The 17,117-nt window shown below is 65.5% G+C and carries 12 protein-coding genes; 4 read left to right on the top strand and 8 right to left on the bottom strand.

Annotated elements, in window-relative coordinates; all coding sequences use genetic code 11:
* Positions 1-6 precede the first annotated feature (6 nt).
* The 5 genes from DT069_RS19290 to betI form a co-directional block, all read right to left on the bottom strand.
* Positions 7-2,055, bottom strand: coding sequence for an oxidoreductase (locus tag DT069_RS19290; protein ID WP_119461965.1), 2,049 nt, complete (start codon positions 2,053-2,055; stop codon positions 7-9).
* A 110-nt stretch (positions 2,056-2,165) separates the two neighbouring features.
* Complete coding sequence (locus DT069_RS19285) at positions 2,166-3,725, bottom strand: trimethylamine methyltransferase family protein (RefSeq protein WP_119461964.1); 1,560 nt, start codon at positions 3,723-3,725, stop codon at positions 2,166-2,168.
* Between the two features lie 126 nt (positions 3,726-3,851).
* Positions 3,852-5,516, bottom strand: coding sequence for a choline dehydrogenase (betA, locus tag DT069_RS19280; RefSeq protein ID WP_119461963.1), 1,665 nt, complete (start codon positions 5,514-5,516; stop codon positions 3,852-3,854).
* A gap of 13 nt (positions 5,517-5,529) precedes the next feature.
* A complete protein-coding gene (betB, locus tag DT069_RS19275; RefSeq protein WP_119461962.1) occupies positions 5,530-6,993 on the bottom strand; it encodes a betaine-aldehyde dehydrogenase in 1,464 nt (487 codons plus the stop codon).
* On the bottom strand, positions 6,977-7,561 hold the full coding sequence (gene betI / locus DT069_RS19270) for a choline-binding transcriptional repressor BetI (protein WP_425450381.1): 585 nt from the start codon (positions 7,559-7,561) through the stop codon (positions 6,977-6,979). The genes betB and betI overlap by 17 nt, the downstream gene beginning before the upstream one ends.
* Positions 7,562-7,932: 371 nt before the next feature.
* On the opposite strand from betI, the gene DT069_RS19265 reads away from it, so the two are divergent.
* From DT069_RS19265 to DT069_RS19250, 4 genes are all read left to right on the top strand, one after another.
* Complete coding sequence (locus DT069_RS19265; protein ID WP_119461961.1) at positions 7,933-8,880, top strand: choline ABC transporter substrate-binding protein; 948 nt, start codon at positions 7,933-7,935, stop codon at positions 8,878-8,880.
* 162 nt (positions 8,881-9,042) lie between these two features.
* Positions 9,043-9,909 (top strand): choline ABC transporter permease subunit, encoded by an 867-nt coding sequence (choW, locus tag DT069_RS19260; protein WP_119461960.1) that lies wholly within the window; start codon positions 9,043-9,045, stop codon positions 9,907-9,909.
* 4 nt (positions 9,910-9,913) lie between these two features.
* Entirely contained in the window at positions 9,914-11,146 is a 1,233-nt protein-coding gene (choV, locus tag DT069_RS19255) for a choline ABC transporter ATP-binding protein (protein ID WP_119461959.1), read from the top strand.
* Between the two features lie 102 nt (positions 11,147-11,248).
* Complete coding sequence (locus DT069_RS19250; protein ID WP_425450380.1) at positions 11,249-11,953, top strand: HAD family hydrolase; 705 nt, start codon at positions 11,249-11,251, stop codon at positions 11,951-11,953.
* Positions 11,954-12,050: 97 nt separating this feature from the next.
* Here the strand turns inward: DT069_RS19250 and bmt are convergent, their stop codons facing one another.
* From bmt to DT069_RS19235, 3 genes are all read right to left on the bottom strand, one after another.
* Positions 12,051-13,109 carry a betaine--homocysteine S-methyltransferase gene (bmt, locus tag DT069_RS19245; protein ID WP_119461957.1) on the bottom strand — a complete coding sequence of 353 codons (1,059 nt, stop codon included), beginning with the start codon at positions 13,107-13,109 and terminating at the stop codon, positions 12,051-12,053.
* A 131-nt stretch (positions 13,110-13,240) separates the two neighbouring features.
* On the bottom strand, positions 13,241-14,344 hold the full coding sequence (locus tag DT069_RS19240) for a branched-chain amino acid ABC transporter substrate-binding protein (RefSeq protein WP_119462082.1): 1,104 nt from the start codon (positions 14,342-14,344) through the stop codon (positions 13,241-13,243).
* 185 nt (positions 14,345-14,529) lie between these two features.
* Positions 14,530-16,962 carry a GcvT family protein gene (locus DT069_RS19235; protein ID WP_119461956.1) on the bottom strand — a complete coding sequence of 811 codons (2,433 nt, stop codon included), beginning with the start codon at positions 16,960-16,962 and terminating at the stop codon, positions 14,530-14,532.
* Between the last annotated feature and the right edge of the window lie 155 nt (positions 16,963-17,117).

Genomic DNA, 17,117 nt, shown 5'->3' with positions numbered 1-17,117 from the left:
CCCGCATTACATCGCGACGCAAAGCCGCAGCGCGTCATAGATCGCAGCGTGGATGTTGCGGCTGGACACCGCATCGCCGATGCGGAAGAGCTGAAACGCGCCGTCCCGGTTATTGACGGTTGCCTGCGGCTGTCCCGCAGTGAGGGCATCGATGTCGATCTCGCCCCCATTCCTCGAATCGGGCTTCAGCGCGAAGTAAAGGTCGTCGAACGGCAAGGTTCCGTGCTCGACGACCACCTGATCGACCAGCCGCTCCTGCGTCGCGCGGGCATAGTCGCTGTAGAGCGTGGCCGCGAGCTTGTTGCCTTCGCGCCGAACGCCGATCAGGCGCTGGTTGAGCGTGATCGTCACGCCATATTCGGCGAACACCTTGAAATAGGCCGGGTAATTCATGCCGCCGACATCCGGCGCAAGGGTCCGCTCCGGCGTAGCGATCTCCAGCCGCGCACCGGCGAGCGCGATCGCTTCGGCCGCGGTCATGCCCGGATGCGCGCCGTTGTCGTCGAACAGAAGGACGTCGTCGGCCGGCTTCGCCGCGCCGCTGAGGATGTCCCAGGTCGTGACGACGAGATCCTCGCCGTCCGGCAGGAACGACGTGTTCGGCAAGCCGCCGGTGGCGATGATCGCGACATCCGGCTTCTCGGCGCGCACGTCCTCCGCCTCGGCCAGGATGTTGAAGCGCATCGAAACGCCCAGGCGCTCGCACTGTTCGGTGCGCCAATCGACGATGCCGACGATCTCTTTCCGCCGCGACAGCGCCGCGGCGAGCCGCACCTGGCCGCCCGTCTGCGCCGACGCTTCGAGCAGCACGACCTCATGCCCACGCGCCGCGGCGACGCGCGCGGCCTCGAGCCCCGCGGGACCGGCACCGACCACGACCACCTTCTGCGTCGGCCCGTCCGTGCGGCGGATGACATGCGGCATCGTAGCCTCGCGGCCCGTCGCCGGGTTGTGGACGCAGAGCGCCTCATTGCCCTCATAGATCCGGTCGATGCAGTAGCTGGCGCCGACGCAGGGCCGGATCTGCTGTTCCTCGCCGCGCTCGATCTTGGCGACGATATGCGGATCGGCCATATGGGCGCGGGTCATGCCCACCATGTCGAGCAGCCCCTCGGAGACGGCGTAGCGCGCGGTCGCGACGTCGTTGATCCGCGCGGCATGAAAGACCGGAACTCCCATCTCGCGGCGGACATCCCCGGCTAGCGCGAGATGCGGCGCGGCGGGCGTGCCCATGCTCGGGATGACGTGGCTGAGCGCCTCGTCGGTGTCGATATGCCCCTTGATGACGTTGAGGAAGTCGACCCAGCCGGTTGCGACGAGACGCCGGGCGATTTCCAGCCCCTCCGCGGCGTCCACCCCGGTTTGCCGCTTCCGATCCTCGTCGACGACCAGGCGGACACCGACGATATAGTCCTGGCCGACCTGTCGGCGGATCTCCTCCAGTACTTCGAGGCCGAAGCGCAGGCGGTTCTCCAGGCTTCCGCCATAGGCGTCGGTCCGCTGGTTCGTCGCGGGCGACCAGAAGGCGTCGAACAGATGGCCGTAGGCCTCGATCTCGATGCCGTCGAGACCGCCCTCCCGGCAGCGACGGGCGGCATCGCCATAGGCCTTTACGACACGGCGAAGGTCGAAATCCTCGGCCTCCTTCGGAAAGGCCCGGTGCGCCGGCTCGCGGACCGGCGAGGGGGAGATCACGGGCAGCCAATCGGCCTTGTTCCAGTTGGTGCGGCGGCCGAGATGGGTGATCTGGCACATCACCGCGCAGCCATGGGCATGGACCGCGTCCGACAGTTCCCGGAACCAGGGCACGATCTCGTCCTTATAGACGTACAGATTGCCGAAGGCGGGGGCGCTGTCCGGCGCGACGATGGCCGAGCCGCCGATCACGGTCAGCGCGATGCCGCCCTTCGCCTTCTCCTCGTGATAAAGCCGATACCTTTCCTTCGGCATCCCGTCCTCGGAATAAGCCGGCTCGTGCGCCGTGCTCATCACCCGGTTCTTGAGCGTGAGGTGCTTGAGCTGGAAGGGCTGGAGGAGGGGGTCTTTCGAGGTCATGGCGTCTCACTTGGTTGAGGCGGTCGGTCGGACGACAAGCGAACCCCAGCCGGACACCGGCATGCAAGGGGATTTCCTGATCCTTCGACTCGGCGGCTAACTCTGATGGATTAGTGCCAGGCGTCGGCAATCGCCTCCTTCTTGCGCGCGATGAAGTCCTGCAGCGCCTCGTCGACGGCCGGATCGATCGGCGGCGGAACATATTCCGACAGCATCTTCTTCCAGCGTGCATGAGCGCGGGCCTGCGTGTCCTTCTCGCCGGCATCCCGCCATTGCTCGAAGGAATCGTTGTCGGCGACCTCCGGGTCGTAGAAGGCCGTCTGGTAGTTCGCCATGGTATGGGCGCAGCCGAGGAAATGCTTGCCCGGCCCGACCTCCCGGAAGGCGTCGAGCGCGAAAGCGTTGTCGTCGAGCGTCAGGCCCTGCGTGAACACATGCATCATGCCGAGATGGTCGGCATCGATGACGAACTTCTCATAGCCCATGGTCAGTCCGCCTTCGAGCCAGCCGGCGGCATGCAGGATGAAGTTCGCGCCGCAGAGCAGGGCCGGCATCAGCGAGTCGGCGCTCTCCTGCGCGGCCTGGGCGTCGGCGACCTTCGAAGCCGTCAGCGATCCGCCGCAGCGCAGCGGAACGCCGAGTCGCCGCGCGAGCTGGCCAACCGCGAGATAGGCGAGCGCCGGCTCCGGCATGCCGAAGGTCGGCGCGCCCGAGCGCAGCGACATCGAGCTCAGGAAATTGCCATAGATCACCGGCGCGCCAGGGCGGACGAGCTGAGTCAGGGCGACGCCGACCATCGCTTCGGCATGGGCCTGCGCGATCGCGCCCGCCGTCGTCACCGGCCCCATGGCGCCGCCCAGGATGAACGGGACGACGACCGCCGCCTGGTTCGCCGCCGCATATGCGCGCAGCGCGCCGGTCATGGTGACGTCATAGACCAGCGGCGAATTCACGTTGATGTTGCCGAGGATGACGCAGTTCCGGTCGACGAACTCGGCGCCGAACAACAGGCGGCACATCTCAATAGAATCCTCGGCCCGCTCCGGCGCTGTGACCGAGCCCATGAAGGCCTTGTCCGACCAGCGGATATGGGCATAGACCATGTCGAGATGGCGCTTGTTGACCGGGATGTCGACCGGCTCGCAGATCGTGCCGCCGGAATGGTGCAGCCAGGGCGACGAATAGGCCAGCTTCACGAAATTCCGGAAATCCTCGATCGAGCCATAGCGCCGCCCGCCCTCCAGGTCGCGCACAAAGGGCGAGCCATAGGCGGGGGAGAAGACGACATTGTCGCCGCCGATCTCCACGGAGCGCGCCGGGTTGCGCGCCTGCTGGGTGAACTGCCGGGGCGTCGTCGCCTGGATGATCCGTCGGACCATGCCGCGCTCGAACCGGACCCGCTCGCCCTGGACATCGGCGCCGGCCTCCTTCCAGAGGCGAAGGCATTCGGCATCGCCGTGAAACTCGATCCCGATCTCCTGAAGGATCCTGTCTGCATGATCGTCGAGCGCGGCCAAGCCCTCCTCGCCGAGCAGGTCATAGAGGGGAATTCGCCGGGAGATGTAGGGCGGCGCCTGACGGTCCCGCTCGCTGCGCCGCGCACGCCGCGCCTCGCTGCCACGGCGTGCGGGTCTGCTGCTGTCTGCCGATAGAGTGCTCTGTTCCGGCACGCCGTCCTCCCTTGTGTTAGCTCCCGACCATGTCACGCCGACTCTAAACTGTGGAGTGTGGAGCCTCACCTTGGAAAATTCTGGTGCATCTCATTACTTGTACTTATGCGTGCGCTCCCGCGACTCCTATCGCTGCGCCGTCATCCAGTTCTCGGCGATATAGACCGGGACGTCGGCACGCGGCAGCGGCGGCTTGCCGAGAATGATGTCCGCGGCCTTCTCGGCGATCATGATGGTCGGCGCGTTCAGATTGCCGCTGACGATGCTCGGCATGACCGAGGCGTCGACCACGCGCAGGGATTCGATCCCGCGCACCCGCATCGAACCGTCGACCACCGCCATCGGGTCCGAGTCCGTGCCCATCTTGCAGGTGCAGGAGGGGTGATAGGCGCTCTCAGCCTTGGCCCGCACGAAGGCGTCGATGTCCGCGTCGCTTTGAACTTGGCTGCCCGGCGCCATTTCCGGGCCGCGATAGGGATCGAACGCCTTCTGGGCGAAGATCTCGCGCGTCAGCCGGACGCCCTCGCGCATCTCGCGCCGGTCGCTTTCCGTCTGATTGTAGTTGAACAGGATGCTCGGATGCGCCCGCGGGTCCTTCGAGGTCAGCCGGACATGGCCGACGCTGGTCGGCCGCATCGGCCCGACATGCGCCTGAAAGCCGTGCCGGTCCGGCTTCTCCCGCGCGTCGTAGGAGATGGCGATCGGCAGGAAGTGATATTGCAGGTTGGGATGCTCGATGCCCGCATGGCTGCGGATGAAGCCGCCGGACTCGAACTGATTGCTGGCGCCGATCCCCTTGCCGAAGAACAGCCAGTCGACGCCGATCTTCAGCTTGTTCCACGGCTTCAAGGAAGGATAGAGCGAGATCGGCTGTGTACATTCATACTGGACGTAGATCTCGATATGGTCCTGCAGATTCTCGCCGACACCCGGCAGGTCCGCCACCACCGGAATTTCCAGCGCGCGCAGCGCATCGGCATTGCCGATGCCGGAAAGCATCAGGAGCTGCGGCGAGTTTATGGCGCCGCTGGAGAGGATCACCTCGCGCTCCGCCCGAACCTGTCGCACCGCGCCCTTCTGGGCGAACTCGACGCCGACGGCCCGGGTCTTCTCGAACAGGAGCCGCGTGGTGAAGGCGCCAGTCTCGACCGTCAGGTTCGGCCGATCCATGACCGGGTAGAGATAGGCCTTGGCGGCGCTCCAGCGCCGGCCCTTATGGACGGTCATGTCCATCACGCCGAGGCCTTCCTGCTGATAGCCGTTCATGTCCTCGGTGAACGGATATCCCGCCTGGACGCCGGCCTCGATGAAGGCCTTGAACAGTGGATTGTCCATCCGGGCGGTTGAGACATGCAGTGGTCCGCTGTCGCCGCGATAGGCGTCGCCGCCCTTGTTCCGCGTCTCGGCCTTCTTGAAGTAAGGCAGCACGTCGGCATAGGACCAGTTGCTGAGTCCCCCTTGGGCCCAGCGGTCATAGTCGCGGGCGTGGCCGCGGATATAGACCATGCCGTTGATCGAGGAGGAGCCGCCGATTACTCGCCCGCGCGGACAATACATCCGCCGTCCGTCCATATAGGGTTCGGGCTCGGACTCGTAGTACCAGTTGAACTTGTCGTCCGCCAGCGGGTAGGCGAAGGCCGACGGCATATGGATATAGATGCTGCGGTCCTTCGGCCCCGCCTCCAGCAGCAGGACCTTCGTCTTCGGATCGGCCGACAGCCGGTTCGCCAGCACGCACCCGGCCGAGCCCGCACCGACGATAATGTAGTCATATGTGTTTGGCTGGTTCATCGTTCTGCCATGCTCAATAGGGTGCCTCGACGTCACCCATCTCGACATAGACGCTCTTCAGCTGCGTGTAATGTTCGATGGTGGCGAGGCTGTTCTCGCGTCCGATGCCGGACTGCTTATAGCCGCCGAACGGCATCTCGATGGGCGTGACGTTGTAGTTGTTGATCCAGCAGGTACCGGCCTCGAGCCGGGCGACCACCCGGTGGCCGCGCTGCAGGTCGCGTGTGAAGACGCCGGCGGCGAGACCGTACTCGGTGTCGTTGGCCCGCGCGATCACCTCCTCCTCGCCGGTGAAGGTTAGCACCGACATCACCGGGCCGAAGATCTCCTCGCGCACGATCCGCATATCGTCGCGGCAGGCGTCGAATATGGTGGGCTCAACGAAGAATCCGTTGGCGAGCGCCGGGTCGGTCGGACGGCCGCCGCCGCAGACCAGGGTTGCCCCCTCGCGCTTGCCGGCCTCGATATAGCCCAGCACCTTCTCCATATGCTCGCGGCTGATCAGCGCGCCGACATGGGTCTCCGGGTCGGTCGGGTCGCCGATCCGCATGTTGCGGGTGCGCGCCGCCAGCTTCTCGATAAAGGCATCATGCACCGCCGCCTCGACATAGACGCGGGTGCCGTTGGAGCAGATCTCGCCCTGGGTGTAGAAGTTTGCCATCATCGCCGCCGAGACCGCATTGTCGAGGTCGGCGTCGGCGAAGACGATCAGCGGCGACTTGCCGCCGAGCTCCAGGGTCACATATTTCAGCGTCGCCGCGGCATCGGCCATCACCCGCTTGCCGGTCGAGACCTCGCCGGTGAGCGAAACCTTGGCGATGCCGGGATGCCGCGTCATCGCCTGGCCGGTCGGCGCCGCGCCCTGAACCACATTGAAGACACCAGCCGGAACGCCGGCCTCGGTATAGATCTCGGCCAGCTTCAGAGCCGTGAGGGGGGTGAGCTCCGCCGGCTTGAAGATCATCGCGTTGCCGCAGGCCAGCGCCGGGCCGGACTTCCAGCAAGCGATCTGAATCGGATAATTCCAGGCGCCGATGCCGGCGCAGACGCCGAGCGGCTCGCGCCGGGTATAGGCGAAGGCGGTGCCGAGGTCGTAATGGTCGCCATGGATCGAGGCGGCGATGCCGGCGTAATACTCGATCGCGTCGGCGCCCGACGATACGTCCACCGCGACCGCTTCCTGGATCGGCTTCCCGGTGTCCATGACCTCGAGCTCGGCGATTTCCTGGTTGCGCTCGCGCAGCAGCTTAACCGCGTTCAGCAGGACGCGGCCGCGCTGCGCCCCGGTCATTGCGGACCATTCTCGGAAGCCCTTCTGGGCCGACTCCACCGCGCGGTCGACATCCGCCGCGCCGGCGACTTGAATCGCGCAGATCATCTCGCCTGTTGCCGGATTGATCGTCTCGAAGGTTTCTCCGGACCGGGCATCGACATAGCCGCCGTCGATATAGAGTTTCTGTTCAGGCAAATTCTTCATGGCGGAACTCCCGCAATTGGCGATCGAGATAGTCGCGCGCCAGCATCAGCGCGAATTCGGTATCGGGCAATTCCTTGCTCAGCGCCGCGCGCAGCCACAGCCCGTCGATCAGAATGCCGAGCCCGGCGGCGATCTTCTGGGCCTGCTCGCCGGGCACGAGGGCGCGCAGCGCGTGGACGAGGTTGCTGTGCACGCGCTGCATGATGATCCGTTGGATGCGGGCGAGCTGCGCCGAGGTTGGCACTTGCGACCAGAAGGCGAGCCAGGCTGAGACGGCCTCGGGCGTGAACCGGTCGGGCGCCAGGTTGCTGTCGATCACGGCGTCGATCCGCTCGCGGGGCGACCGCGCCCGCGCCAGCCGATCGGTCGTGTCGCGCCGCAGCGCGGCGGCGATCGCCCGCAGCGTCGCCTCGAGCAGATCGTCCTTGCCCCGGAAGTAATGATGCACGATTCCGGTGGAGACGCCGGCACGGGCGCTGATGCGCGACACGGTCGTGTCGGCGAAGCCATGCTCGTGGATAGCGCCAATCGTCGCGTCGATGAGCTGACGTCGCCGGATCGGTTCCATTCCCACTTTCGGCAAGGTCACGCTACTCCGCAGGATCGCGGGCGGCCTCTGCGACGCCGCAGCGGGCTGGCAAATCGATGCCGGCCAAATAGGGGCCACCCATGCCGCTTGACAAGGTCAGGCTTATCGAATTTAAATTGGACGGTCAATTAAAAAAATGAACCGCAGGTAACGGTGCATCGTCTAGTCGTTCGCGGCAACGAGTTTCCGCTTGATTTGCCGTTCCCGTTGCGCGCTTGATTCAAGGTGCAGGCGGACGGAGAAGCCGCAAACAGACAAGCAGGCCCACAGCGGTATGAACAACCGGGCTGGTGGAAAAACCAAGCCCGGACAGCTTGTCGCAATGAGAGGATAAAGGGAGACGCAGTCCTATGGCCCTGAAAACGCTTTTCACCGCATCCGCCGCAACGGTCCTGCTTGTTGCCGGTGCCGCGCATGCCGCGGATCCGGAGTCCTGCGAGACGGTTCGGTTCTCCGACGTCGGCTGGACCGATATCACGGCGACGACGGCGCTGACCTCGGTCGTGCTGGAGGGGCTCGGCTATGATCCGGAAGTGAACGTACTGTCGGTTCCGGTCACCTACACCAGCCTCGCCAACAACGACATCGACGTCTTTCTCGGCAACTGGATGCCGACAATGACCGGGGACATCACGCCCTATCTGAAGGCCGGCACGGTCGTGCAGTTGGACGAGCCCAATCTCGAAGGCGCCAAATACACGCTTGCCGTTCCGCAATATGTCGCCGAGGCCGGCGTCAAGGATTTCGCCGACATCGCCGAGCACCAGGAGCAGTTCGAAGGCAAGATCTACGGGATCGAGCCCGGCAACGACGGCAACCGGCTGATCCTCGACATGATTGAGGCCGACGCCTTCGGCCTGGGCGACTTCGAGATCGTGGAATCGAGCGAGCAGGGGATGCTCTCGCAGGTTGCCCGCGCGGTGGACGACGAGGAGTGGATCGTCTTCCTCGGCTGGGAGCCGCATCCGATGAACAGCAACTTCGATTTGACCTATCTCGCCGGTGGTGACGACTATTTCGGTCCGAATTTCGGCGGCGCCACCGTCTTCACCAACGTCCGCAAGGGCTATTTGGAAGAATGCCCGAACGTGGCCAAGCTCCTCAGAAACCTGAAATTCACGCTGCCGATGGAGAACGAGGTGATGGGCAAGATCCTTGATGGCGGGATGCAGCCTGAAGATGCGGCGGAGGAGTGGCTCCAGGCCAATCCGACGGTGCTCGACGAGTGGCTGGCCGGGGTCGAGACCATCGAGGGCGAGGACGGCCTGGCCGCCGTGAAGGAAGATCTCGGCGTTTAGGTTTCAAGCGATGCCGATGGGACCCTCATGTTTTGACAAGCTCAACATGAGGGTCTCGTTCGACTCCCGAGTTCCTTATCCTGAGCCTCCTCACCCCGAGCTTGTCGAGGGGCGAAGGATGGGGAGCGACCCCGCCGCACTCCAACAGATCGGCGCTTTCCCATGGAATGGCTGAACGAATTCCTCACCGACAATAAGATTCCGCTCGGCAAGTGGGTCGAGGCCTTCGTCGGCTGGATCACCGACAATTTCGACTGGCTGTTCGACGCCATTTCCGAGGGGCTGGGCTTTCTGATCGAGGCGCTCGTCGACCTCCTCGCGGCGACGCCGCCGCTTGCCCTGATCCTGCTGCTCTGCGTCTTCGGCTATTGGCTGCACAGAAGCTGGCGGCTGGTGGCGCTCATCGGCCTGGGGCTGCTGCTGATCCTGAACCTGGGATTCTGGGAGGAGATGACCGAGACTTTGGCCCTGGTGCTGTTCGCCACGGCCATCTCGATTGCGATCGGCGTGCCGATCGGCATCTATGCGGCACGGCGACCCTGGTTCTATGCGGGCCTGCGGCCGGTTCTCGACATGATGCAGACGATCCCGACCTTCGTCTATCTGATCCCGACCCTGATCCTGTTCGGCCTCGGCATGGTGCCGGGCCTGATCTCGACCGTCATCTTCGCGATCCCCGCGCCGATCCGCCTGACCTATCTCGGCATCATCGGCGTGCCGAAGCCGCTGGTCGAGGCGGGCGAGTCCTTCGGCGCGACGCGGTGGCAGCTGCTCTACAAGGTCGAGCTGCCGCATGCCATGCCGACCATCATGGCCGGCATCACCCAATGCATCATGCTGTCGCTGTCGATGGTCGTGATCGCCGCGCTCGTCGGCGCCGACGGGCTCGGCAAGCCGGTCGTGCGGGCCCTGAATTCGGTCAACATCGCGCAAGGCTTCGAAGCCGGCCTCGCCATCGTCATCGTCGCCATCATCCTCGACCGCGTGCTGAAGCAGGTCGAGCCGACCGGCGACGCGAAGGAGCGCTGAGCCGATGGCCGCCGTCGCTTTCGATTCCGTCGATGTCGTCTTCGGCCCCGATCCGAAGAAGGCCTTGGGGATGCTCGACCAGGGGGAGGGGCGGGACGCGATCTTTGAGGCGACCGGCAATCTGGTCGCGGTGCATGACGCGTCGATTTCCGTCAATACCGGCGAGATCTGCGTGCTGATGGGCCTGTCCGGCTCGGGCAAGTCCTCGCTGCTCCGCTGCATCAACGGGCTGAACAAGGCGAGCCGCGGCCGCGTCCTCGTCCATGACGGCGGCAGGGACATCGACGTCGCCTCCTGCGATCCGGCCACATTGCGCCGCTTGCGCATGAAACGGATCTCGATGGTATTCCAGCAGTTCGCCTTGATGCCCTGGCGCAACATCCGCGACAATGTCGGCTTCGGCCTCGAGATCCGCGGCATGTCCAAGGCGGAGCGCGACAGCCATGTCGCCGAGAAGCTGAAGCTGGTCCGGCTGGATCAGTGGGCGCACAAGTTCCCGCACGAGCTCTCGGGCGGCATGCAGCAGCGCGTCGGCTTGGCGCGCGCTTTCGCCACCGACGCCGATATCCTGCTGATGGACGAGCCGTTCTCGGCGCTCGACCCGCTGATCCGCGAGCATCTGCAGGACGAGCTCCTGGAACTGCAGCGCAGCCTCAAGAAGACGATCGTCTTCGTCAGCCACGACCTCGACGAGGCGCTGAAGATCGGGACCCACATCGCGATCATGGAGGCGGGGCGGATCGTCCAGTTCGGCCCGCCGGAGGAGATCGTGACGAAGCCTGTCAACGATTATGTCCGGCAGTTCGTCGCCTCAATGAATCCGCTGAACGTGCTGACCGGCGGTACGCTGATGCGGCCGTTGCAGGATCTCGCGCGCGATCCGGGCGACGGCGCGACCGTGCTGCTCGACCGGGCGGGACGCTGCCGCTGCCGGCTCGACGAGGCCGGCCGGCCCGTGGCCTTGCGCGTCGGCGATGCGCCGGGCCGGTTCGTTGCCTATACGCCGGATCTGGACCTTGCTCAGTTGCCGCCGACAGTCATGGTGACTGGCGATGCGCAATCGCCCATGCGGGCGGCGATCCTGGTCCGCCAGACGACGCGCCGGCCGCTAATCCTGCTCGACGAGTCCGGCCGGCTGCTCGGCGTCGTCGGCGAACATGAGATCTATCGCGGCATGCTGAAGCAGACCGACCTGAAAGGCCAGACGGACGCGACGCCTGCGGTTGCCGCGAGCTGAAAGCCGATTTCGTAAACCCGGAAACCCGATCCCCGGCCCCCATGTTTCGACAAGCTCAACATGAGGACCTCATCCTGAGCTTGTCGAAGGATGAGGTCCGCCTTGCCTGAACCGATCCGCGCCATCCTGTTCGACAAGGACGGCACCCTGTTCGATTTCTTCGGGACCTGGCTGCCGGCCATGGAGGCGGTCGCGCAGCAGGCCGCCGGGCGCGATGCGGCGTTGGCCCAGCATCTGCTGACCATCGGCGGCCGCGATCCGGCGACCGGGCGGCTCGATCCGCATTCGGTGATGGCCGCGGGAACGAATCGCGAGCTTGCGGAGCTTTGGGGATCGGTGCTTGGGCGGACCGACGTCCTAGCGCTTGCCCAGCAGTTCGACGATTACTTCCGTCGGCATGGCGTCGCGAGCGCGAAGCCGGTAACCGACCTCCCGCAACTTTTCGCCCGCCTGAAGCAGCGCGGCCTTCGGCTCGGCCTCGCGACGATGGACAGCCATGCGGCGGCCGAGGAGACGATGGCGAATTTCGGACTCTCGGCGCTGCTCGACTTCGTCTGTGGCTATGACACGGGGCATGGGACGAAGCCCGGTCCCGGCATGGTTCGGGCCTTCTGCCGCGCGGTCGATGTTCCCTGCGCGGCGGTGGCTGTCGTCGGCGACACGCCGCACGATCTGGAGATGGCCCGCGCCGCCGGCGCCGGCCTTGCGATCGGCGTCCTTACCGGCGCCAGCCCGCGCGAAAGCCTGGCCTCACGGGCGGATTACGTCCTGGAAAGCATCGCCGAGATCGAGACGGTGCTGGGCTGACGCTCAGCGCGCCGGCCCTCATGCTTCGATAAGCTCAGCGTGAGGAGTTTGGAAAGAACCTCATCCTGAGCCTGTGGAAGGATGAGAATCGGCACACCTACTCCGCCGCGTCGCTGCCCCGCCGCCGGCTGCGGCGACGGCTGCCGCCCTCCGCCTCGCCGGCGGTTTCGCCCGAGGCCTGCCGCTCGGCACCGGTCGAGATCTGGCCGAGGCGGGCGACGATGTCTTGCATGCTCGGCTTCTCGCCCGGGCTGTAGCTGTCCAGCGCCGCACGCATCGCCTTCAGGTGCGCAGGGCTCGTGCCGCAGCAGCCGCCGATGATCCGGGCGCCGGCGTCGAGCGCCATGCGCGCATAGTCGGCCATCAGCTCAGGCGTTCCGTCATAGCGGATTTCGCTGCCCTCGAAATAGGGGATGCCGCAGTTGGCCTTGGCGACGATCACGTCGCCGTCCTCGGCGCCGGCGCTCATATTGACCACAGCCGCCACCAGTTCGGCCGCGCCGACGCCGCAGTTCGCGCCATAGGCCAGCGGCCGCGGCTGCAGATGGTGGCAGAGCGTCGCCACCTCGGCCGGCGTCACGCCCATCATGGTCCGGCCGTTGGTGTCGAAGCTCAGCGTCGAAACCACCGGTAGGCCGGCCGAGCCGGCGCCGGCGACGGCCGCCTGAAGCTCGTCCTTCGACGACATGGTCTCGACCCACAGTACGTCCACGCCGTTATCCGCGAGCGCGCGCGCCTGCTCGGCGAAGGCTTCCGTTCCGTCGGCGATGGTGAGCGGCCCCAGCGGCTCGAACAGCTCGCCGGTCGGGCCGATCGACCCGGCAACGATGATCTCGCGGCCGGTCGCGGCCGCGTGCGCGTCTGCCGTGCGCCGGGCGATCCGCGCCGCCGCTCCATTGATCTCGGCCACGCGGTCCTGCGCCTTATGGAGCTTCAGCCGGTGACGCGTGCCGCCGAAGCTGTTGGTCAGGATGATGTCGGCGCCGGCATCCAGCATGCCTTGATGCAGCGCCTCGATCTTCTCCGGATGGTCGATGTTCCACAGCTCCGGCGCGTCGCCGGTCTGCAGCCCCGCCTCGAATAGGTTGGTTCCTGTCGCACCATCGGCGAGCAGGAACGGGCGCGAGGCGAGCAGTCGGGCAAGGCGGTCGGACATGAGGTCTGGCCTTCTGTTACGGTCGGCAGTTGTCGATATGGCGAACCGTAGGACTTTCGCCCCGCATCAGCAAGAGATGATCCCGCGCTTGCTGCCAGCCGGACTGGCGGTGAGCGCGGGATCGGGCGGGTTTACTGAGCGGCGTAGTCGTAGCTGCCGTCCTTCCATTCGTAGAAGACATAGTCCGGCTTCGTCAGGTCGCCGCGCTCGTCGAACTGCATGGTGCCGACGATCGTGTCGAATGTTCCCGAATGCAGGGCCTCTGCCACCGCTTCCGGATCGGCGGAGCCGGCTTCTTCGATAGCCTGAGCCAGGATCTGCACCGCTGCATAGTGGTAGAGCGTGAAATTGTCGGGTTCTGGACCCTCCGCGCGCAGTTCCTCCAGAATGGACGTGATCTCCGGGTTGCGCTTCGGGTCCGGGCTGAAGGTGAACAGGGTGCCCTCGCCGGCCTCGCCCGCGATCGCCCAGTACTCATCGGTCGCGAGGCCGTCCGCCGCAATCAGCTGCAGGTCATAGCCTTGCTGCGCGGCCTGCCGGGCGATCAGCCCAAGCTCCGAATGATATCCGCCATAGTACAGGACGTCGACATTGTCCGCCTTCAATCGCGTGATCAACGCCGAGTAGTCTCTCTCGCCGGCCGCGATCGATCCCGTGTAGGCCGGCGTGACGCCGGCATTGGCGAGTGCCTTCTCCATCTCCATCGCCAAGCCCTGGCCATAGGCCCCCTTGTCATGAACGATGGCAATCCGCTTGTCGGGAAACTGCTTCAGGATCAGCTCCGCCGCCAGGGTGGCCTGCTGGTCGTCGCGACCGCAGGCGCGGAAGATGGTGTCGTAGGCTTTCGCGGTGAGCGCCGGGCTCGTTGCCGAAGCGGTGAGCATCACCGTCCCCTCCTCGGCATAGACGTCCGCGGCGGCGATAGCGGCAGAGGAGCAGAGATGGCCTATGACGATCTCAACCCCGTCGGACACGAATTGATTGGCGAGCGCGACCGCCTGCTTCGGATCGCAGGCATCGTCGCCGGCCGTGAGCACGAGTTCTTCGCCGAGGACGCCGCCCTTCTCGTTGATGTCCTCAATCGCAGCTTCGGCGCCGCGACGGGACTGCTGGCCGAGCGCAGCAATCTGGCCGGTAAGCGCCGTCGCCAGGCCAAGCTCGATTTCAGCCTGGGCCTGGGTGGCCGAAAGGCAAAGGATGCTGGCGCCACAGGCCAGCAGCATTCTTGTGGACATGACGGTCTCCATGACTTGTTGCAGATAATATCCGCATTCGGCCTTACCTGTCGGACGCGAATTTGTTCTTAACTGCTGCCCATCGGCCTCATGGCCTCGGCGAAAAGATCCGATGAGCGGAACGCCCGGACTGTTCGTCCGGGCGTTCGATATTCGCCTTTGCGGTTATGTTACCTGCGGTTGTGTCATGCCCGCAAGCGGGCGTTCTCCGGATCCCAGGGCGACTCCTCGATGACCGTCGCCGGGAAACGCTCGCCCAGGATCTCCATCTCGAGCTTGGTGCCGGGGGCCGCGACCTCTGGGCTGACATAGGCCAGCGCCAGGCTCTTCTCGACCGCATAGCCATAGGCGCCGGAGGTCGCGCGGCCGACTATCTGGCCGTTCTGGTATACGGGCTCGTTGCCCAGCGGATCGGCGTCCTTGACGTCGACGGCGAGCGTCACGAAGCGGCGGGGAATCCCCTGCTGCTGCTCGCGGACCAGCGCCTCGCGGCCGATGAACTCGCCCTTGTTCAGATGGACGAACCGGTCGAGCCCGGCTTGGAAGGCGGAATAGTCGGTGGTTAGATCGACCCGCCAGTAGCGATAGCCTTTCTCGATCCGCAGCGAGTCCATGGCGCGGATGCCGAAGGGAGCGATGCCGAACTCCTCGCCGGCGGCCATCAGCGCGTCGAAGATCGTGTTCTGGTAGGGCAGCGGATGGTGCAGTTCCCAGCCCAGCTCGCCGACGAAATTGACGCGGATCGCCCGGACCGGCGCGACCCCGATCTGGATTTCCTGGGCCGACAGCCACGGGAAGGCGGCGTTCGAGAGATCGGCATCGGTAACCTTCGACAGCACGTCGCGCGCCTTCGGTCCCGCCAGCACCAGCACGCCGGTGCCGAGCGTCAGGTTGTCGAGCCGGACGCTGCCGTCGGCCGGCAGGTTCTTCAGCAGCAGGTCATAGTCATGCCGCTCGGCCGCCGCAGCGCTGATCAGATAGAAACGATCCTCAGCCAAGCGCGTGATCGTGAACTCGGTCTTGACGCCGCCGGTCTCGGTCAGCACATGGGCCAGCGCGATGCGGCCGATCTTCTTCGGCAGTCGGTTGGCGACGAGGCGGTCGAGAAAGGCCTCGGCGCCCGGTCCGGAGACCTCGAACTTCGAGAAACCGGTCAGGTCTATCAGCCCGGCCCGCTCCCGCACCGCCTGACATTCCGCGCGCACCGGCTCAAAGAAGTTGGTGCGGCGGAAGCTGTATTCCTCCTTCGGCTCCATGCCCTTCGGCGCGAACCAGTTCGCCCGCTCCCAGCCGTATTTCTGGCCCCAGACGGCGCCCATCGCCGCCTGCCGGTCATAGCTGGGCGTCGCCTTCGCCGGCCGCGCCGCCGGGCGCTCCTCGAACGGGTAATGAACGATGAAGACGTGCTCGTAGGCTTCCTCGTTCTTGATCTTGGTGTAGCGCTTGTTGGCGTAGGGGCCGAAGCGCCGTGGGTCCACGTCCCACAGATCGATGCCGGGCTCGCCCTCGGTGATCCATTCGGCGAGCTGCCAGCCGGACCCGCCGGCGGCGGTCACGCCGAAGCTGTGCCCCTCGCAGAGCCAGAAGTTCTTCAGGCCCCAGGCCGGACCGATCAGCGGGCTGCCATCCGGCGTGTAGGCGATCGGGCCGTTGACGACGTCCTTGATGCCGGCTTCGCCGAAGATCGGCACTCGGTTGATCGCCGCCTCGATATAGGGCTCCAGGCGCTCTAGATCGCCGGGGAAGAGGTCCTGGCCGAAGCTGTCCGGCACGCCGTCGACGAAGCAGGCCGGGGCGTGCTTCTCATACGGGCCGAGGATCAGGCCCTGGCGCTCCTCGCGCATATAGTAGGAGGCGTCGCTCTCGCGCAGCACCGCCATCTCGGGCAGGCCCTGCTCCTTGCGCTTGATCAGCTCCGGATGCGCCTCGGTGACGATGTACTGGTGCTCCACGGGAATGACCGGCAGGTCGAGGCCGACCATGGCGCCGGTCTGCCGCGCATAATTGCCGGTCGCGGTCACCACATGCTCGCAGGTGATGTCGCCCTTGGTGGTCTTGACCAGCCACTCGCCATTCGGCTTCTGCTCGATACCGGTAACCGGTGTGTCGCGATAGATGTCGGCGCCGCCCTTGCGGGCGCCGATCGCCAGCGCCTGCGTCACGTCGACCGGCGCGATATGGCCGTCTTGCGGGTGGTACAGCGCGCCTACGATGCCGTCGGTGTTGCAGAGCGGCCAGAGTTCCTTGACCTCCTTCGGACCGATGATCTCGAAGGGGACGCCGATGGTGTTCGCGGTGCCGCAGTACTTCTGGTACTCGTCCATCCGCTCCTTGTTGGTGGCGAGCCGCAGATTGCCGGTGACGTGGAAGCTCACATCCTGCCCAGTCTCTTCCGGCAGCCGCTTGTAGAGGTCGACCGAGTATTTGTGCAGCTGGCCGACGCAGTAGCTCATATTGAAGAGCGGCAGGAGGCCGGCGGCATGCCAGGTCGAGCCGGCGGTCAGCTCGGTCCGCTCGCACAGCACCACGTCCGACCAGCCCTTCTTCGTCAGATGGTAGAGGATGCTGACGCCGACGACGCCGCCGCCGATCACCACCACCCGCGCATGATTCTTCATCCTTAGCCTCCCGCCCGAGCCATTAAGTCTAAGCGCACCGGCCATCCTAGGCCTGACGACACTCTCCAGGCCTTTAGATATCCTCGCTGCCCCTGTGGGCTTTCGATTCCGCGACGGCAACTGTCGGATTCACGCCAGTTGGACGGCGCCTCGGA

Source organism: Virgifigura deserti, from assembly GCA_003576685.1.
GTDB lineage: Bacteria > Pseudomonadota > Alphaproteobacteria > Dongiales > Dongiaceae > Virgifigura > Virgifigura deserti.
The sequence above is the reverse complement of the archived record's forward strand: the minus strand, read 5'-3'. Positions and strand labels throughout refer to the sequence as shown.

Excerpts from the sequence above, each read along its gene's own strand:
- choW (WP_119461960.1), top strand. The coding sequence starts at position 9,043 with ATGGAATGGCTGAACGAATTCCTCACCGACAATAAGATTCCGCTCGGC.
- betB (WP_119461962.1), bottom strand. The coding sequence starts at position 6,993 with ATGAAGAATTTGCCTGAACAGAAACTCTATATCGACGGCGGCTATGTC.
- choV (WP_119461959.1), top strand. The coding sequence starts at position 9,914 with ATGGCCGCCGTCGCTTTCGATTCCGTCGATGTCGTCTTCGGCCCCGAT.
- betI (WP_425450381.1), bottom strand. The coding sequence starts at position 7,561 with ATGGAACCGATCCGGCGACGTCAGCTCATCGACGCGACGATTGGCGCT.
- DT069_RS19265 (WP_119461961.1), top strand. The coding sequence starts at position 7,933 with ATGGCCCTGAAAACGCTTTTCACCGCATCCGCCGCAACGGTCCTGCTT.
- bmt (WP_119461957.1), bottom strand. The coding sequence starts at position 13,109 with ATGTCCGACCGCCTTGCCCGACTGCTCGCCTCGCGCCCGTTCCTGCTC.
- DT069_RS19235 (WP_119461956.1), bottom strand. The coding sequence starts at position 16,962 with ATGAAGAATCATGCGCGGGTGGTGGTGATCGGCGGCGGCGTCGTCGGC.
- DT069_RS19290 (WP_119461965.1), bottom strand. The coding sequence starts at position 2,055 with ATGACCTCGAAAGACCCCCTCCTCCAGCCCTTCCAGCTCAAGCACCTC.
- DT069_RS19240 (WP_119462082.1), bottom strand. The coding sequence starts at position 14,344 with ATGTCCACAAGAATGCTGCTGGCCTGTGGCGCCAGCATCCTTTGCCTT.
- betA (WP_119461963.1), bottom strand. The coding sequence starts at position 5,516 with ATGAACCAGCCAAACACATATGACTACATTATCGTCGGTGCGGGCTCG.